General features: G+C 74.4%; 10 protein-coding genes and 1 pseudogene. 5 read left to right on the forward strand and 6 right to left on the reverse strand.

Going from position 1 to position 14,673, the window contains the following annotated elements:
- Positions 1 to 38: 38 nt before the first annotated feature.
- A complete protein-coding gene (locus tag ACFYV5_RS16665) occupies positions 39 to 767 on the forward strand; it encodes a hypothetical protein (RefSeq protein ID WP_389168995.1) in 729 nt (242 codons plus the stop codon).
- 7 nt (positions 768 to 774) lie between these two features.
- On the opposite strand, the gene ACFYV5_RS16670 is transcribed toward ACFYV5_RS16665, so the two are convergent.
- Positions 775 to 2,343: a DUF6350 family protein gene (locus ACFYV5_RS16670; RefSeq protein ID WP_389168997.1), complete on the reverse strand. Its 1,569-nt coding sequence runs from the start codon at positions 2,341 to 2,343 to the stop codon at positions 775 to 777.
- Positions 2,344 to 2,462: 119 nt separating this feature from the next.
- Between ACFYV5_RS16670 and ACFYV5_RS16675 the strand changes: the two are divergent.
- Together ACFYV5_RS16675 and ACFYV5_RS16680 are read left to right on the forward strand one after the other, a co-directional pair.
- Positions 2,463 to 2,624, forward strand: a pseudogene (locus tag ACFYV5_RS16675) (helix-turn-helix transcriptional regulator); the annotation flags it as partial.
- 789 nt (positions 2,625 to 3,413) lie between these two features.
- Positions 3,414 to 4,214: a sigma factor-like helix-turn-helix DNA-binding protein gene (locus ACFYV5_RS16680; RefSeq protein ID WP_389169924.1), complete on the forward strand. Its 801-nt coding sequence runs from the start codon at positions 3,414 to 3,416 to the stop codon at positions 4,212 to 4,214.
- Positions 4,215 to 4,292: 78 nt separating this feature from the next.
- Here the strand turns inward: ACFYV5_RS16680 and sucD are convergent, their stop codons facing one another.
- The 5 genes from sucD to ACFYV5_RS16705 all read right to left on the reverse strand — a co-directional run bounded on the left by sucD (position 4,293) and on the right by ACFYV5_RS16705 (position 11,525).
- Entirely contained in the window at positions 4,293 to 5,177 is an 885-nt protein-coding gene (gene sucD, locus ACFYV5_RS16685; protein ID WP_355105288.1) for a succinate--CoA ligase subunit alpha, read from the reverse strand.
- A gap of 20 nt (positions 5,178 to 5,197) precedes the next feature.
- Positions 5,198 to 6,376, reverse strand: coding sequence for an ADP-forming succinate--CoA ligase subunit beta (sucC, locus tag ACFYV5_RS16690; RefSeq protein ID WP_355105286.1), 1,179 nt, complete (start codon positions 6,374 to 6,376; stop codon positions 5,198 to 5,200).
- 435 nt (positions 6,377 to 6,811) lie between these two features.
- Complete coding sequence (locus ACFYV5_RS16695; RefSeq protein ID WP_389169000.1) at positions 6,812 to 8,062, reverse strand: VWA domain-containing protein; 1,251 nt, start codon at positions 8,060 to 8,062, stop codon at positions 6,812 to 6,814.
- Positions 8,059 to 10,386: a DUF5682 family protein gene (locus ACFYV5_RS16700; protein ID WP_389169927.1), complete on the reverse strand. Its 2,328-nt coding sequence runs from the start codon at positions 10,384 to 10,386 to the stop codon at positions 8,059 to 8,061. The genes ACFYV5_RS16695 and ACFYV5_RS16700 overlap by 4 nt, the downstream gene beginning before the upstream one ends.
- Positions 10,387 to 10,418: 32 nt before the next feature.
- Positions 10,419 to 11,525, reverse strand: a complete 1,107-nt coding sequence (locus tag ACFYV5_RS16705; protein WP_355105282.1) for an AAA family ATPase — start codon at positions 11,523 to 11,525, stop codon at positions 10,419 to 10,421.
- 128 nt (positions 11,526 to 11,653) lie between these two features.
- Between ACFYV5_RS16705 and ACFYV5_RS16710 the strand changes: the two genes are divergently transcribed.
- Both ACFYV5_RS16710 and ACFYV5_RS16715 read left to right on the forward strand, forming a co-directional pair.
- On the forward strand, positions 11,654 to 13,015 hold the full coding sequence (locus tag ACFYV5_RS16710) for an SWIM zinc finger family protein (protein ID WP_389169002.1): 1,362 nt from the start codon (positions 11,654 to 11,656) through the stop codon (positions 13,013 to 13,015).
- Positions 13,016 to 13,053: 38 nt separating this feature from the next.
- Entirely contained in the window at positions 13,054 to 14,640 is a 1,587-nt protein-coding gene (locus tag ACFYV5_RS16715) for a DUF5691 domain-containing protein (protein WP_389169004.1), read from the forward strand.
- Positions 14,641 to 14,673 lie beyond the last annotated feature (33 nt).

Below are 14,673 nucleotides of genomic sequence, written 5' to 3' on the forward strand. Positions count from 1 at the left end.
GACAGCAGTTGCGACGACAGAGGGAAGACGTTCAGCAGATGCCGGAACGCCAGTCCACGGACGACAACAATCCGTTCGCGCCGCCGCCCGAGGGGCAGCCGGATCAGCCGTGGCAGCCGCGGCGGCCGGAGGGCTCGGACGACGACGCGTCGTCCGGGTCCTCCGGTTCCTCCGACGGCTCCGGTTCCTCCGGCGGCTCCGGCGGCTCCCGCGGCCGTTGGAGCAGCCGCCAGCCGGGCCGCTCCTCCGACGGCTTCGGCCGCCGCCCCGAGCGCCCGAGCGGCCCCGAGGGCCAGGGGCCCAACCCGAAGTGGGACCCGACGGACCCGGCGCAGCGGCGGGCACGGTACGCGCTGCTCGCGGGCATGTGGGCGTTCTTCTTCGCCCTCTTCGAGATCCAGGAACTGGCGCTGCTCCTGGGCGCGCTCGCCCTGTACTGGGCGATCAGCGCGCTGCGGACCAAGCCCAAGGCCGCCACGGCCACGGCCACGGGTTCCGCCGCGCCGGCCGTTCCACCCGCCGCCCCGGCGGCCCCGGCCGGCCCTGCCGCCGCCACCGCCCCTGCCCGTGCGCAGCGCACGGCCGCCATCAGCGGCCTGGTCGCCGCGGTCCTCTCCCTGATGATCGTCGCGGGCAGCTTCACCCTCCAGCTCGTCTACCGCGACTTCTACACCTGCGCCGACGACGCCCTGACCAAGTCCGGCCAGCTGGCCTGCAACGAGCTGCTGCCGGAGCCGCTGCGGGACGTCTTCGGCGTACGGGAGTAGGAAGACGCTAGTCGGACGGCGCCGGGGGCTCAACGGCCTCCGGCGCCTCTGTGCGTCCGGGGCCGGGCGCGGAGCCGGCAGGCGCGTCGGGGGACGGGGCCGAGGACGGCGGCCTGGGCGGAAGCGGGGGCGGAGGCGGAGGCGGCAGCTTCGGTTCCCAAGCCGCCGGGAGGAAGTCGTACGGCTCGAACCCCGGCTCGTCGTCCTGCACCGCGACCGGATCGGCCGCGGTCACAGCACCGCCCCGTCCCCTCCACACCCAGCCCTTCAAACGCCCGCCCTTCGCCTTCGCCTGCGCCGTCGCCTTCACCTTCGGCGGCGTGGTCGCCTTCGTCGGCGCGGTCGCGAGGGCCGGGGCCGCCGGGGCCGGCTTCAGACCGCGCCGCGCCCAGGCCCGTACGCCCAGAGCCACCGGAACCCCCACCACCGCGCTCCACAGCACCGCCGCCGCCCCCGCCTGCCACCACACCGGGCCGAACGACGAGAGCCGCCCCGACCCGAGCGGGCCGCCCGCGGCGGCCGCGAGGAGCGCCACCGCCGCGCCGCACGCCCAGGCCGCGACCAGGGCGGTCAGCGCCGTGTCCCGGCCTGTCCAGGCCCGCGCCGCCCGCCCCACGCACACGCCCAGGAGCAGCACCGCGACCAGCGGGATCGCGACGGCCGCCCAGTGCGGCCAACTGCCCGGGCCCGCGGCGGGCAGGGCGGCGAGGAGCGGGAAGGGCGGGACAGCGGCGGCGCCGGTGAGACCCAGCGGCGTCGCGGAGGCGCCCGCACCGAGCGCGAAGCCGGGCCCGAGACCGTACGACGCACCCCACACCGCCGCGTTCGGCACCAGCGCGACGGCCAGCATCAGGACCGAGACCTGTCCCGACCACTCCCCCGCGAGCCCCGAGAAGGACTCCTGCGCCGCACCCGCGTGCCACACCAGCGAGGTCCCGAACAGCGCCGCTCCGCCACCGAGGAGGGCGACGAGCGCCGTGCCGGCCGCGCGCAGCGCCACGGCCGCCTGCTCCTGTTCCGGCAGGGGCCGGCCGTTCGCCGTCCAGACTCCCAGGCCGGCCGCCGCTGCCACCGTCGCGGGCAGCCAGCAGGCGGCCGCGAGCGGGTCCGCCGGGAGTGGTCCGCTCGCCGCGTAGACCACGACGCCGGTCGCGACCAGCAGATATCCCCCGCAGACCGCAGCCACCGCACCGCCCGTGGAGGGTCTGGGCCTGCCCTCCTCCGGTTCCAGGGTGTCCCGTGCGGCCCGGTGCGCCAGCCAGCCCGGCAGGGCCATGAGCAGCAGCGGGACGACGCCGAGGGGCGCGGGCACCCCGGAGAGGGTCTCCGTGCGGACGAGGTCCACCCCGTGGGCGAGCAGCCACAGCCCGGCCGCCGTGTGCAGGGCGCCACCGGGTCCGCTGTCGGGGTACGGCGAGCTGATCCACGCCGCCATGACCAACACCGCGAGCGCGCCGAGGCCGAGCCCGGCCGCCACCCCGCCCCGCACGAAGGCGGTGGCCAGCGCGGCGGAACGGCCGCTTCGGACCAGCGGATCGGCCGTCGGCAAGGGACTGTGCTCGGTCAGGTGGGTCACGCGCCCATGCTGCCAACGACACGCGCTTTTCACGCGTAACAGGCAAACCGCCGTTGTGTCGCTCAAGATACGTTTATGTACTTTTCCGCCCGGAGCAGCTCTGCGGGAGGTCGTCACCGATGAGTCCGACGAGTCGGGGAACAGCCGATTCCGTATCCGCCGTCTCGCTGCCGTCCCCCAAGGAACGGCGCAGGCTGCGCGAGGCCAGGGGCCTGAGCGAGGAACAGGTGGCCGACGCCGTCGGCGTCACACGGGCCACGGTCCGGTCGTGGGAGACCGGCCGCACCGATCCACGAGGACGCAAGCGGGAGGCGTACGCGAAGCTTCTGAGCGCGTACGAGGAGGAGCTCACGCCGTCCACCGCGGCGCACGCGCCGCCCTCATCCGCCCGGTCGGGGAGCGGCACCGCGTCCGGCCCGGAGACGGAGCCCGAGGCCCGGCCGGCGGCCGCCATCGACTCCGAGGCCGACTCCAGGTCCGAGCCGGGCTCGGCAGCCGGGCCGTTGCCCCAGGCGGAACCCGGCACCGGATCCCGGCCCGGGGCCGACTCAGGGGCCGGGCCCGGGTTCGGGCCCGGATCCCGATCCGGATCCGACTCCAGCACCGGATCCCGGTCCGGGGCTGACTCAGGGCCCGGCACCGGATCCGGATCCCGGTCCTGGTCCGCCGTCGGCACCGGGTCCGACTACGGCACCGGATCCCAGTCCGCGTCCGACTCAGGGCCGGGCACCGGATCCCGGTCCGGGGCCGGGTCCGGGGCCGGATCGGGGTCCGGGTTCCCGTCGGGGGCCGGGCCAACGCCAGGGGCCTCCGCCCGCGCCTACTCCGGTAAGGCCGGCCGACCCGGCAAGCCCGCCGCGGCGCCCGCCTCATCGTCCGCGAGCAGCCGGCCGAAGGCCGCGGCCAAGGGGGCCACGAAGCCGCCCAGGACCCCGGCGCCCGCCGGCCTCGGCCTGGGCCGGAAGACCGCCCGGCCCGTCCGGGCCGGTGACCCCGCCGCCCGGGAGCCCGAGGAGCGGCTGAAACCGGCGGAGACGGCCCCCGCGGCCGAGCAGTCGCCGGAGGAGCCCTTGCTCACACCGGAGGAGGCCTTCGACGCGCTCTACGCCTACGCCGCCCCCGGTCTCGTCCACCAGACGTACCTGCTGACCGGCCGCCGCCGGCTCTCCCGGGAATCCGTGGAGCGCGCCTTCCACCACGCCTGGGAGCACTGGCCCGAGGTCGCGGTGGACCGTGACCCGGTCGGCTGGGTGCGGGCCGCGGCGTACGAGTACGCGCTCTCCCCCTGGCACCGGTTCCGCCGCGCCCACAAGCACCCCGACGCCCCGCCCACCGAGGCCGGGCGGCGGGACCTGCTCGCGGCCCTGCTCGAACTGCCGCCGCCGTACCGCCGTACCGTCCTGCTCTACGACGGGCTCGGCCTGGACCTGCCCGACACGGCGGCCGAGACCGAGGCGAGCACCCCGGCCGCCGCCAACCGGCTGCTGCACGCCCGTACCGTCATCGGGCAGCGCGTGCCCGAGCTCGCCGACCCCGACGCCCTGCACGAGCGGCTGCGCGCGCTGGTCGCCGAGGCGCCGACGGCGACGCTGGCGGACGCCAGGACCGTACGGGTGGGCAGCGAGCGGCGCGCCCGGCTGGTGACGCGGGCGGTGCTCGTCGTGACGGCGGCGCTGATCGGCGTGACGGCCTTCACGGTCGCGACCGCGCCGACGCAGTACCTGCCCGTGCACCATCCCGGCGAGACGGTCGACGGCGTCCCGGTCCGCGGTGGCTCGCAGCAGCTCACCCCTGAGGACAAGGAGCTGCGCGACAGCCTGCGCTCGCAGCCCCACCACGGTCCGGAACGGTTGGTTCCCGAACCGGAGTAGGTGCGTACGCGAGTGGGCCCCGCCCCCACCCGGTTTCCCGGGTGGGGCGGGGCCCACCTGTGCGGTTCAGACAGCTGTTCAGCCCGCGAGGATGGCGCGCGCCAGCTTGGCCGTCTCGGTCGGCGTCTTGCCGACCTTGACGCCGGCGGCCTCGAGGGCCTCCTTCTTCGCCTGGGCGGTGCCGGAGGAGCCGGAGACGATGGCGCCGGCGTGGCCCATGGTCTTGCCCTCGGGCGCGGTGAAGCCCGCGACGTAGCCGACGACCGGCTTGGTGACGTTCTTCGCGATGAAGTCGGCCGCACGCTCCTCGGCGTCGCCGCCGATCTCGCCGATCATGACGATCAGGTCGGTGTCGGGGTCCGCCTCGAACGCCGCGAGGGCGTCGATGTGCGTCGTACCGATGACCGGGTCGCCACCGATGCCGACGGCGGACGAGAAGCCGATGTCACGGAGCTCGTACATCATCTGGTACGTCAGCGTGCCGGACTTCGAGACCAGGCCGATGCGGCCCGGCTTCGTGATGTCGCCCGGGATGATGCCGGCGTTGGACTGGCCCGGGGTGATGAGACCGGGGCAGTTCGGGCCGATGATGCGGGTCTTGTTGCCCTTCGCCTGCGCGTACGCCCAGAAGGCGGCGGAGTCGTGGACGGCGATGCCCTCGGTGATGACGACCGCGAGCGGGATCTCGGCGTCGATCGCCTCGACCACGGCGGCCTTGGCGAAGGCCGGCGGGACGAAGAGGACGGAGACGTTGGCGCCCGTCTTCTCCATCGCCTCGGCGACGGAGCCGAAGACCGGGACCTCGGTGCCGTCGAAGTCGACGGACGTGCCGGCCTTGCGCGGGTTCACGCCACCGACGATGTTGGTGCCGTCGCCCAGCATGAGCTTGGTGTGCTTCATGCCCGTGGCACCGGTCATGCCCTGGACGATGACCTTGCTGTCCTTGGTGAGGAAGATAGCCATGGTGTGCTTGACCTCGTCCCTTACTTCGCAGCCGCGAGCTCGGCGGCCTTGTCGGCCGCGCCGTCCATGGTGTCCACACGCTGCACGAGCGGGTGGTTCGCGTCCGACAGGATCTTGCGACCCAGCTCCGCGTTGTTGCCGTCGAGGCGCACGACCAGCGGCTTGGTGACCTCTTCGCCCTTGGAGGCGAGGAGCTCCAGAGCCTGGACGATGCCGTTGGCGACCTCGTCACAGGCGGTGATGCCACCGAAGACGTTGACGAACACGGACTTGACGTCCGGGTCGCCCAGGATGATCTCCAGGCCGTTCGCCATGACCTCGGCGGAGGCGCCGCCGCCGATGTCGAGGAAGTTGGCCGGCTTCACGCCGCCGTGGTTCTCACCGGCGTACGCGACGACGTCCAGGGTCGACATGACCAGGCCGGCGCCGTTGCCGATGATGCCGACCTCGCCGTCCAGCTTGACGTAGTTGAGGTTCTTGGCCTTGGCAGCAGCCTCGAGCGGGTTGGCTGCGGCGTGGTCCACGAACTCCTCGTGGCCCGGCTGGCGGAACTCGGCGTTCTCGTCGAGAGACACCTTGCCGTCCAGGGCCAGGATGTCGCCGGAGGCGACCTTGGCCAGCGGGTTCACCTCGACGAGGAGCGCGTCCTCGGCGATGAAGGTCTTCCACAGGGTCACGAGGACCTCGGCGACCTTCTCGGCGACCTCGGCCGGGAACTGCGCCTGGGCGACGATCTCGCGGGCCTTCTCGATGGAGACGCCCTCGTTGGCGTTGACCGGCACCTTGGCGAGCTTCTCGGGGGTCGTCGCGGCGACCTCCTCGATGTCCATGCCACCGGCGACCGAGGCCATGGCCAGGAAGGTGCGGTTGGTGCGGTCGAGGAGGTACGAGACGTAGTACTCCTCGAGGATTTCCGGAGCGGTCTCCGCGATCATCACCTTGTGGACCGTGTGGCCCTTGATGTCCATCCCGAGGATGTCCGTCGCGCGAGCGACGGCCTCGTCCGGGGTGGCGGCCAGCTTCACGCCGCCGGCCTTGCCGCGGCCGCCGACCTTCACCTGCGCCTTGACGACCGACTTGCCGCCAAGACGCTCGGTGGCCTCGCGCGCCGCCTCAGGCGTGTCGATGACTTCACCGGCCAGCACCGGTACACCGTGCTTGGCGAAGAGGTCCCTCGCCTGGTACTCGAACAGGTCCACGCGCGTCCGTCCCTTTTCTGATGATCGCGGTTCGTTGTCTGCGTGGGCGTGCCGCGAAGGGCAACGTGACTGCGCTGTCACAAGGGAGGCGTACACGGTGTCCGTGGACGCGGCATGTCCGTCTCGCAGGTTATCCCCGAGGGACGTGGGTCCCTAAATCGCAGATCACAACGGAGCGGTGATACGGGTCACAGATCGTAGGGGTCGTGAGGCGTTCCGTAGGGGGCCTCGGGAGGGCCTTCGAGGCCCACCGCACAGGCGGGAGCAGGGCGTTGCGGACCTCACGGCGCGCCCGCCCCCGAGGTGAGGGGCCCGCGGGAACGGTTGTGATATGGGCCTCAGTACGCCCGATCGCGCCCGGTCGGGTGGTGCCGGGGCTGCGGATTCCGCAGTTGCGGGCAGCCGGCGGGAGCCGGCGGCTGCCGTCAGTTGCCGTCAGGGGGAGTCCGGTATCGGCAGGGGGCGTTTCTCGATCGCCGCCGCCATCACCTCCGGAAAGAGGTCCGGGGTGCAGGCGAACGCGGGGGCGCCGAGCGCGGCGAGGGCGGCCGCGTGCTCGCGGTCGTAGGCGGGGGTGCCCTCGTCGGAGAGTGCGAGGAGGGCCACGAACTGCACGCCGGACGCTTTCATCGCCGCGACCCGCTTCAGCATCTCGTCGCGTATGCCGCCTTCGTAGAGGTCGCTGATCAGGACGACGACGGTGTCGCCGGGGCGGGTGATCTGCGACTGGCAGTAGGCGAGGGCGCGGTTGATGTCGGTGCCGCCACCGAGCTGGGTGCCGAAGAGCACGTCGACCGGGTCGTCGAGCTGGTCGGTCAGGTCGACGACCGCCGTGTCGAAGACGACGAGCCGGGTGGCGATCGAGCGCATCGAGGCGAGGACCGCGCCGAACACCGACGCGTAGACGACGGAGGCCGCCATCGAGCCGGACTGGTCGATGCAGAGGACGACGTCCTTCTTGACCGACTGCGCGGCCCGGCCGTAGCCGATGAGCCGCTCGGGGACGACCGTGCCGTACTCGGGCAGGTAGTTCTTGAGGTTCGCGCGGATCGTGCGGTCCCAGTCGATGTCCCGGTGCCGGGGGCGGCTGATCCGGGCCGAGCGGTCGAGCGCTCCGGTGAGGGTGGCCCGGGTGCGGGTCGCGAGGCGCTTCTCGAGGTCGTCGACGACCTTGCGTACGACGGCCCGGGCCGTCTCCTTGGTCGTCTCCGGCATGGCCTTGTTGAGCGAGAGGAGCGTGCCGACGAGATGGACGTCCGCTTCGACGGCCTCCAGCATCTCGGGCTCGAGGAGCAGGGTGGACAGGCCGAGCCGGTCGATGGCGTCGCGCTGCATGACCTGGACGACGGAGCTCGGGAAGTACGTCCGGATGTCGCCGAGCCAGCGGGCGACGGAGGGGGCCGAGGCGCCGAGGCCGGCTGACCGCTCGCGGCCGGTGGAGCCCTTCGCGCCGCGTCCGTAGAGCGCGGTCAGGGCTCCGTCCATCGCGGAGTCGGTGCCGGCGAGGGAGCGTCCCGTGCCGTCCGCCTCGCCGCCGCCGAGGACCAGGCGCCAGCGCCGCAGCCGCTCGTCGTTCCCGGTTCGTGTCCCGGGCGCGGGCGAGGGTGCCTGTCCGTGCGCGGGTACGGGTGCGTGTACGTGCGCGGGTACGGGTGCGGGTGTGGGTCCCTGTCCGGTTCCGTTCATCGGTCCGCCCTTTCCGGCTCGTCGTGTCCCAGCAGCAGCCGCAGGACCGGCAGCACTCCGTCCGCCCGCTCCTCGTCGAGGCCCACGGCGAAGCCGGGTGTTCCGGCCTCCGGGCGGCTCGCGCCGGCGGACGGGCCGCGGGCGACCAGCTCGCCCAGGGTGCGGCGGACGCCCGGTTCGTACGCGGAGAAGGTGCGCCGCAGCAGCGGCAGCACGTCGGTGAAGGTGTCCCCCGGGACACCGGTCATCCAGTCGTCGACCAGGGCGAGCAGCCGTTCGTCGTGGACGAGGATCATGCCGCCTCCGGCGGCGCCGCCGACGAAGCCCTCGATCCAGGCGGCGGCGTCGGCGGGAGCCGTCCCCGGCGAGAGGGCGAGGCCCATGAGCCGCGCGGCCTCGTCCTCGTCGAGCCGCCCCTCGTCGAGGAGCAGTCTGGCGGCGCGGCCCCGAAGGGTCCCGGGCACGCTGTCGCGGGTGGTGAGCCTGCGGAGGACTCCGGTCCAGCGGTCGGTGCGCTCGGCGCTGTCGGGGAGCAGTCCGAGGGCGCCGTGGACGGCGTCGAGATGGCCGCGCATCTCGTCGGCGGCGTCGGCGTCGAGTCCGGCGCAGGCCGGCGGAAGGCCGACACAGATCCGTTCGGCGAGGCCCGCGGCGACCTCGCCGAGCGCGGCCGTGTCGGTGGCGCGCACGTCTCCGTAGCGCAGGGAGCGGGCCAGCGCGGGGAGGGCCTGGGCGAGGTGCCCGACGTCGGAGTCGAGCGCGGCCCGGTCGGCGAGGGCCGTCATGACGACGGGCAGGGCCTTGCCGAGTCCGGCGAGCAGGCACTGCTCGGCGAGCGCGGTGACCTCGGCGAGTGTCGTGGCCTCCACGGCGCGGGCCTCGGCCTTGGCGGTGGCGGCGGAGTCGACGGTGGTGCCCCAGACGCCGGCCTCGGCGACGCGGACGTGCAGCTCGGGTTCCCAGCGCAGCCGCCAGCTCTCCCGGAAGGTGCCGGTGCTGCCGCGGCCCGCGACCGGCTCGCCCCAGCCGATGCCGAGCAGCCGCAGCCGGTGCAGCAGTCTGCCGCGGGCGGCGTCGTTCTCCTTGCGCAGATCGAGCTCCAGCTCCCGCTCCTGTGCCTCGGGTTTGAGGCGGAGCCCGCGCTGGAGCCGGGTGAGGTCGCGCTGGAGCGGTACGGCGGGGGCGTCCGCCGGTACTTCGCCGAGGACGTCGCCGACCACGAGGCGGTCGCGCACGAGGTCGAGCGGCACGTCGGAGCCGTCGCACATGACGGCGCGTACGGCGTCGGTGGTCTCGCCGAGCCCCGCCAGAGGCCGGCCGCGCATCGTCGCGAGGGTCTCGGCGAGCCGTACGGCCTCGATGACATGGGCGGAGGACACGAGCCGGTCCTCTGCCCTGAGGAGGCCCGCGACCTTGGTCATCCAGCGCTCGACCGGCCGGTCGGGCGCGGCGAAGAGGTGCCCGTACCAGCCGGGCGCTTCGATGCCCGCGCCGTACCCGGAACGGCGGGCGAGCCGGCGGTGGGTCCAGGGCACCCACGTCATCTCGGTCTTCACCTTGGGCAGGCCCTTGAGCAGGGCGCGGTCGGCGCCGACGGTCGTCCTGAGGGACAGCGCGGGCACGTGCCAGGCGCCGCAGACGACGGCCACACTGTCGCCGAACCCCTTGCGCGCGGCCCGCAGCTGGAGCCGCATGTACGCCTCGCGGACCAGGTCGCGGGCGTGGCCGCCGGCGCCGTGGGCCTCGCGCAGGGCGCCCATGGCCTCGGCGACCGCCGCGAACGGGGCGGTGGGGTCGGCGGGGGCGGTGCCGCCGCGCAGCTCGACCACGTCCTCCCACCAGCGCTCGGGGTCGTCGTACCCGGCGGTGCGCGCGAGTTCGCCGATCGGGTCGATCCGCAGATCCCTGTCCTGATCGGCGTCGTCACCCTCGCCCGGGGTGAAGTCGGTGGCGGCGAGGCTGTGGGCGGCGGGCAGGTCGATGAAACGGACGGCCGCCCCGTGGGCCAGGGCCCAGCGGATCGCCACCCATTCGGGCGAGAACTCGGCGAACGGCCAGAACGCGGCCCGCCCGGGATCGTCCACGGCGTGGGCGAGCAGTGCGACCGGCGGGCGCATGCCGTCGTCGGCGGCGAGTGCGAGCAGCCCGTCGGCCTCGGGCGGCCCCTCGATCAGCACACACGCGGGCCGCGTCGCCTCCAGCGCTCCGCGCACCCCGCGCGCTGAGCCGGGCCCGTGATGCCGCACCCCGAGGAGAAGGGGCCCGGAGCCCGGCTGCCCGGACGGGCGGCGTCGGCCCGACGAGACCGCCCCCGGCGCCGTCACCGCCGGAGGGGCTGCCACCGCCGAAGGCGTCGTCACGCGCTCACCTCGCGGCAGGCGCGGTAGAAGTCCTTCCAGCCGTCGCGCTCCCGGACGACCGTCTCCAGGTACTCCTGCCAGATGACCCGGTCGGCGGCCGGGTCGCGGACGACGGCGCCGAGGATGCCGGCCGCGACATCGGCGGGGCGCAGGATTCCGTCGCCGAAGTGGGCGGCCAGGGCGAGGCCGCCGGTGACGACGGAGATGGCCTCGGCCGTCGACAGCGTCCCCGAAGGGGACTTGAGCTTGGTGCGGCCGTCCGTGGTGACGCCGTCCCGCAGCTCGCGGAAGACGGTGACGATCCGGCGGATCTCCTCGACCCCCTCGGGGACGGCCGGCAGGTCGAGGGAGCGGCCGATCTGGTCGACGCGGCGCGCGACGATGTCGACCTCTGCCTCCGGGGTGGCCGGCAGCGGCAGCACCACGGTGTTGAAACGGCGGCGCAGCGCGCTGGAGAGGTCGTTGACCCCGCGGTCGCGGTCGTTGGCGGTGGCGATGAGGTTGAAGCCCCGTACGGCCTGCACCTCCTGGCCGAGCTCCGGCACGGGCAGGGTCTTCTCGGACAGGATCGTGATGAGCGTGTCCTGCACGTCGGCGGGGATGCGCGTGAGCTCCTCGATGCGGGCGGTCAGCCCCTCGGACATCGCGCGCATGACGGGACTGGGCACGAGCGCGTCCCGGCTGGGACCGTGGGCGAGCAGCCGCGCGTAGTTCCAGCCGTAGCGGATCGCCTCCTCGGGCGTCCCCGCCGTGCCTTGCACGAGCAGGGTCGAGTCGCCGCTGACGGCGGCAGCGAGGTGCTCGGAGACCCATGTCTTGGCGGTGCCGGGCACGCCGAGGAGGAGCAGCGCCCGGTCGGTGGCGAGTGTGGTGACGGCGACCTCGACGATCCGGCGCGGTCCGACGTACTTCGGTGTGATCACCGTCCCGTCGGGCAGCGTGCCGCCGAGGAGGTAGGTGGCGACCGCCCAGGGTGAGAGCTGCCAGCGGACGGGACGCGGACGGTCGTCTGCTGCGGCGAGGGCCTTCAGCTCGTCCGCGAAGGCGTGCTCGGCGTGCGGGCGCAGGACTTCGGCGCTCGCGATGGTTTCGGACACGGTCATGGATCCCCCTCCAGATCGTTCGACCTGATGTGTGATCCACCGTGCACCATGCCACTGACAATCGACCGACGGCGTAAGGAAACCGCAGGTCGGGCGCATTGTCAGTGGCCCCCCCTACCGTCGTGGGCATGGACACACTGGGGGTGCGCTGGACGGCGGATCAGGTGCTGGCACTGGCTCCTGACGACGCCTCGCGCAGAGCGGGGAGCAAGCTCGGCACGGCCGGGCCGTGGTCCGGTGCGGGCAGCAGCGGCGAGGGGGCCGTCTGGGGCCTGTGCCGGGGAAGCGGCAGCAAGCCGTACCGCACGGTCGTCGACACCACGGGCCCCGCATACGCGTGCAGTTGTCCCAGCCGGAAGTTCCCGTGCAAGCACGCGCTGGGGCTACTGCTGCTCTGGTCCGAGGGCGACGGGGCCGTCGGGGGCGGTGACGCTCCGGACTGGGCGGAGCGGTGGCTGGAGAGCAGACGCGAGCGGACCGAGGGAGCGCGGGCCCGAGAGGCGGAGGGTGCCGGCAGGACGGGCGGCGATCCCGAGGCGGCGCGCCGCAGGGCGGAGCGCCGGGCGGCCCGGATCACCGCGGGCGCCGAGGAGTTGGAGCAGCGGCTCGCCGATCTGCTGCGGGGCGGACTGGCCTCGGCCGAGCAGTCCGGATACGGCCTGTGGGAGGAGACCGCGGCCCGGATGGTCGACGCCCAGGCCCCCGGGCTCGCGGGGCGGGTCAGGGAGTTGGGCGCGATACCGGGCTCGGGGCCCGGCTGGCCGGTCCGGCTCCTGGAGGAGTGCGCGCTGACCCATCTCCTCGACCGCGCCTGGCTCTCCGTCGACCGGCTCCCCGGACCGCTGGCCGCGACCGTCCGCACCCGGGTGGGCCTGGCCGCGCCGGCGGAGGGCGCCGCGGTGCGGGACCGCTGGCTGGTGCTGGCCCAGTACGACTCGACGGACGGCAAGCTGACGACCCGTCGCATGTGGCTGCACGGCCGGGAGACCGGACGCACGGCGCTGCTCCTCTCGTTCGGAGCCGCGGGGCGCGCGCCCGAACTGGCTCTGCCCGTGGGCGTGGTGCTCGATGCCGCGCTCCTGCCCCACGCGGGCGCGGGCGCTCTGCGGGCCGAGTTGGGCGAGCGCTTCGCACCGCCCGCTCCGCTCGACAGGCCGCCCTCGGGCGGCACGGTCGGGGACGCGCTCACCGCCTACGGTCTCGCCCTGCGGGAGGACCCCTGGCTGGACTCCTGGCCGGTGACGCTGGCCGATGTCGTCCCGATCCCGACGGACCACGGCTGGCAGCTCGCCGACGCGGTGTCGGTCACGGGCGGCGGCGAGGCGCTCCCGCTCAGCGGTCCCGCGCTCGGGCGGCCCGGCCTGTGGCGACTCGTCGCCCTCTCCGGGGGCGGCCCCGTGACCGTCTTCGGGGAATGCGGGCACCGCGGGTTCACCCCGCTCGCCGCCTGGTCCGCCGACGCCCCCGGAGAGACGGTGCCGCTCCACTGACTCCGTACGACCGCCCGAAGACAGCCTGGAGGACCTCGATGGACGCCTGGGAAGACCTCGTCACCTCGGCGCTGCTCGGCACCGACCGCCGACCGCCCGCGCTCCCCGGGGCGGCGGCCGGGGACGCTCCCGTCGCGCTGCTCGACGCCGCGGCGCTGCACACCGTACGGCGCAGGGCGGGGCTGCGGCCCGGCCCCGCCGGCGCGGCACCGGAGCCCGCGCCCCAGGACACCCGTCGGCCCCTGCCCGAGCCCGCCCGCCGCCGTCTCACCCAGCTCCTCGCGGGCCGCGCCGCGGCCGCACCGTCCGGGGGGCGGCGCGGGGCCGCGCCCGACCTGGCCGAGTTGCTCCCCCAGTGGCTCGCCGCCGCCAACGAACACGGCTACAAGGCACCCGCCTCGGCGCTGCCCGCCCTCCTGGACGCCGCCCGTGCCCGTACCGATCTGCGGCCCCAGGCCCTCGTGCTGGCCGGGCCGCGCGGCCTGTGGCTGGCCCGGCTGAATCCGGAGTGGAAGTTCGCCCTGCGCGGTGTCGGAGGGAGCGCCACACTCCCGGACCCGCGGGACGGCGAGGCGGTCCGGGCGCTGTGGGACGAGGGCCTGTTCGCCGAACGGGTCGCGCTGCTCGCCTCCGTACGGGCCGCGGACCCGGAAGCCGCGCGGGAACTGCTGCGTTCCACGTGGGCGGCCGAACGGGCCGAGGACCGGCTGATGTTCCTGGACTCGCTGCGAGCCGGACTCTCCGGCGCGGACGAGGAGTTCCTGGAGGCGGCCCTGTCCGACCGCAGTCGCAATGTGCGGTCCACGGCTGCCGAGCTGCTCTCCGCGCTGCCCGGCTCGGCGCTCGCGGGCCGGATGGCGGGGCGCGCCTCGTCCTGTGTCTCCCTGGACCGTACGGAAGGGGCCGTGGCCGTCGTCGTCGAAGCACCGCACGAGTGCGACGAAGGGATGCAGCGGGACGGGCTGATACCCACGCCGCCCGCGGGCCGCGGCGAGCGGTCGTGGTGGCTGGGCCAACTGGTCGAGTCGGCGCCGCTGTCCTGCTGGCCCACGCGGTTCGGCGGGCGGACGCCCGAGGAGATCGTCGCCCTGCCGGTCGCCGACGACTGGCAGGCGGAGTTGCACGCCGCCTGGTGCCGAGCGGCGGTACGGCAGCGGGACGCCGCCTGGTCCCGGGCCCTGCTCGGCGCACCGGCGGCCCCGCCGGCGACCGGCCCCGGCATCGCGTCCCTCGCCGAGAGGGCGAAGCTGCTCTCGACGCTCCCCGACGAGGAAAGGGCCCGCTGGGTGGCCTCGTTCATCGCGGCGCACGGCCTGTCGGAGGCGTTCCAGCTGCTCGGCGTGTGCACGGTGCCGTGGGCGGAGCCGCTGGGCGGCGCGGTGATCGACGCCCTGGACATCGCACGGGAGGCGGGCAGTTACCCCTGGAGCTTCAGCGGGGTGATGGGCCTCGCGGAACGCTGCCTCTCCCCGGACGCGGCGACCCAACTGGAGACCCTCACCGCCCTGCCCGCGGAACAGGAGGACGCGTCCCCGGGAGCCGGGAGTTATTGGTCCGAGGCGTTCCAGCGCCTGGTGTCGACCCTGCGCCTGCGGGCGCAGATACGAGCGGAGCTGGCGGGCTGAGCGACAGCCACGGCCTGGCCGCCCGGTGGGTCG

Origin of the sequence: Streptomyces sp. NPDC003035, from assembly GCF_042888285.1 — a bacterium.
GTDB lineage: Bacteria > Actinomycetota > Actinomycetes > Streptomycetales > Streptomycetaceae > Streptomyces.

What these genes read in the sequence shown, in the direction of transcription:
- ACFYV5_RS16665 (WP_389168995.1), top strand. Translation starts at nt 39, where the DNA reads ATGCCGGAACGCCAGTCCACGGACGACAACAATCCGTTCGCGCCGCCG.
- sucD (WP_355105288.1), bottom strand. Translation starts at nt 5,177, where the DNA reads ATGGCTATCTTCCTCACCAAGGACAGCAAGGTCATCGTCCAGGGCATG.
- ACFYV5_RS16695 (WP_389169000.1), bottom strand. Translation starts at nt 8,062, where the DNA reads ATGAACGGAACCGGACAGGGACCCACACCCGCACCCGTACCCGCGCAC.
- ACFYV5_RS16705 (WP_355105282.1), bottom strand. Translation starts at nt 11,525, where the DNA reads ATGACCGTGTCCGAAACCATCGCGAGCGCCGAAGTCCTGCGCCCGCAC.
- ACFYV5_RS16710 (WP_389169002.1), top strand. Translation starts at nt 11,654, where the DNA reads ATGGACACACTGGGGGTGCGCTGGACGGCGGATCAGGTGCTGGCACTG.
- ACFYV5_RS16715 (WP_389169004.1), top strand. Translation starts at nt 13,054, where the DNA reads ATGGACGCCTGGGAAGACCTCGTCACCTCGGCGCTGCTCGGCACCGAC.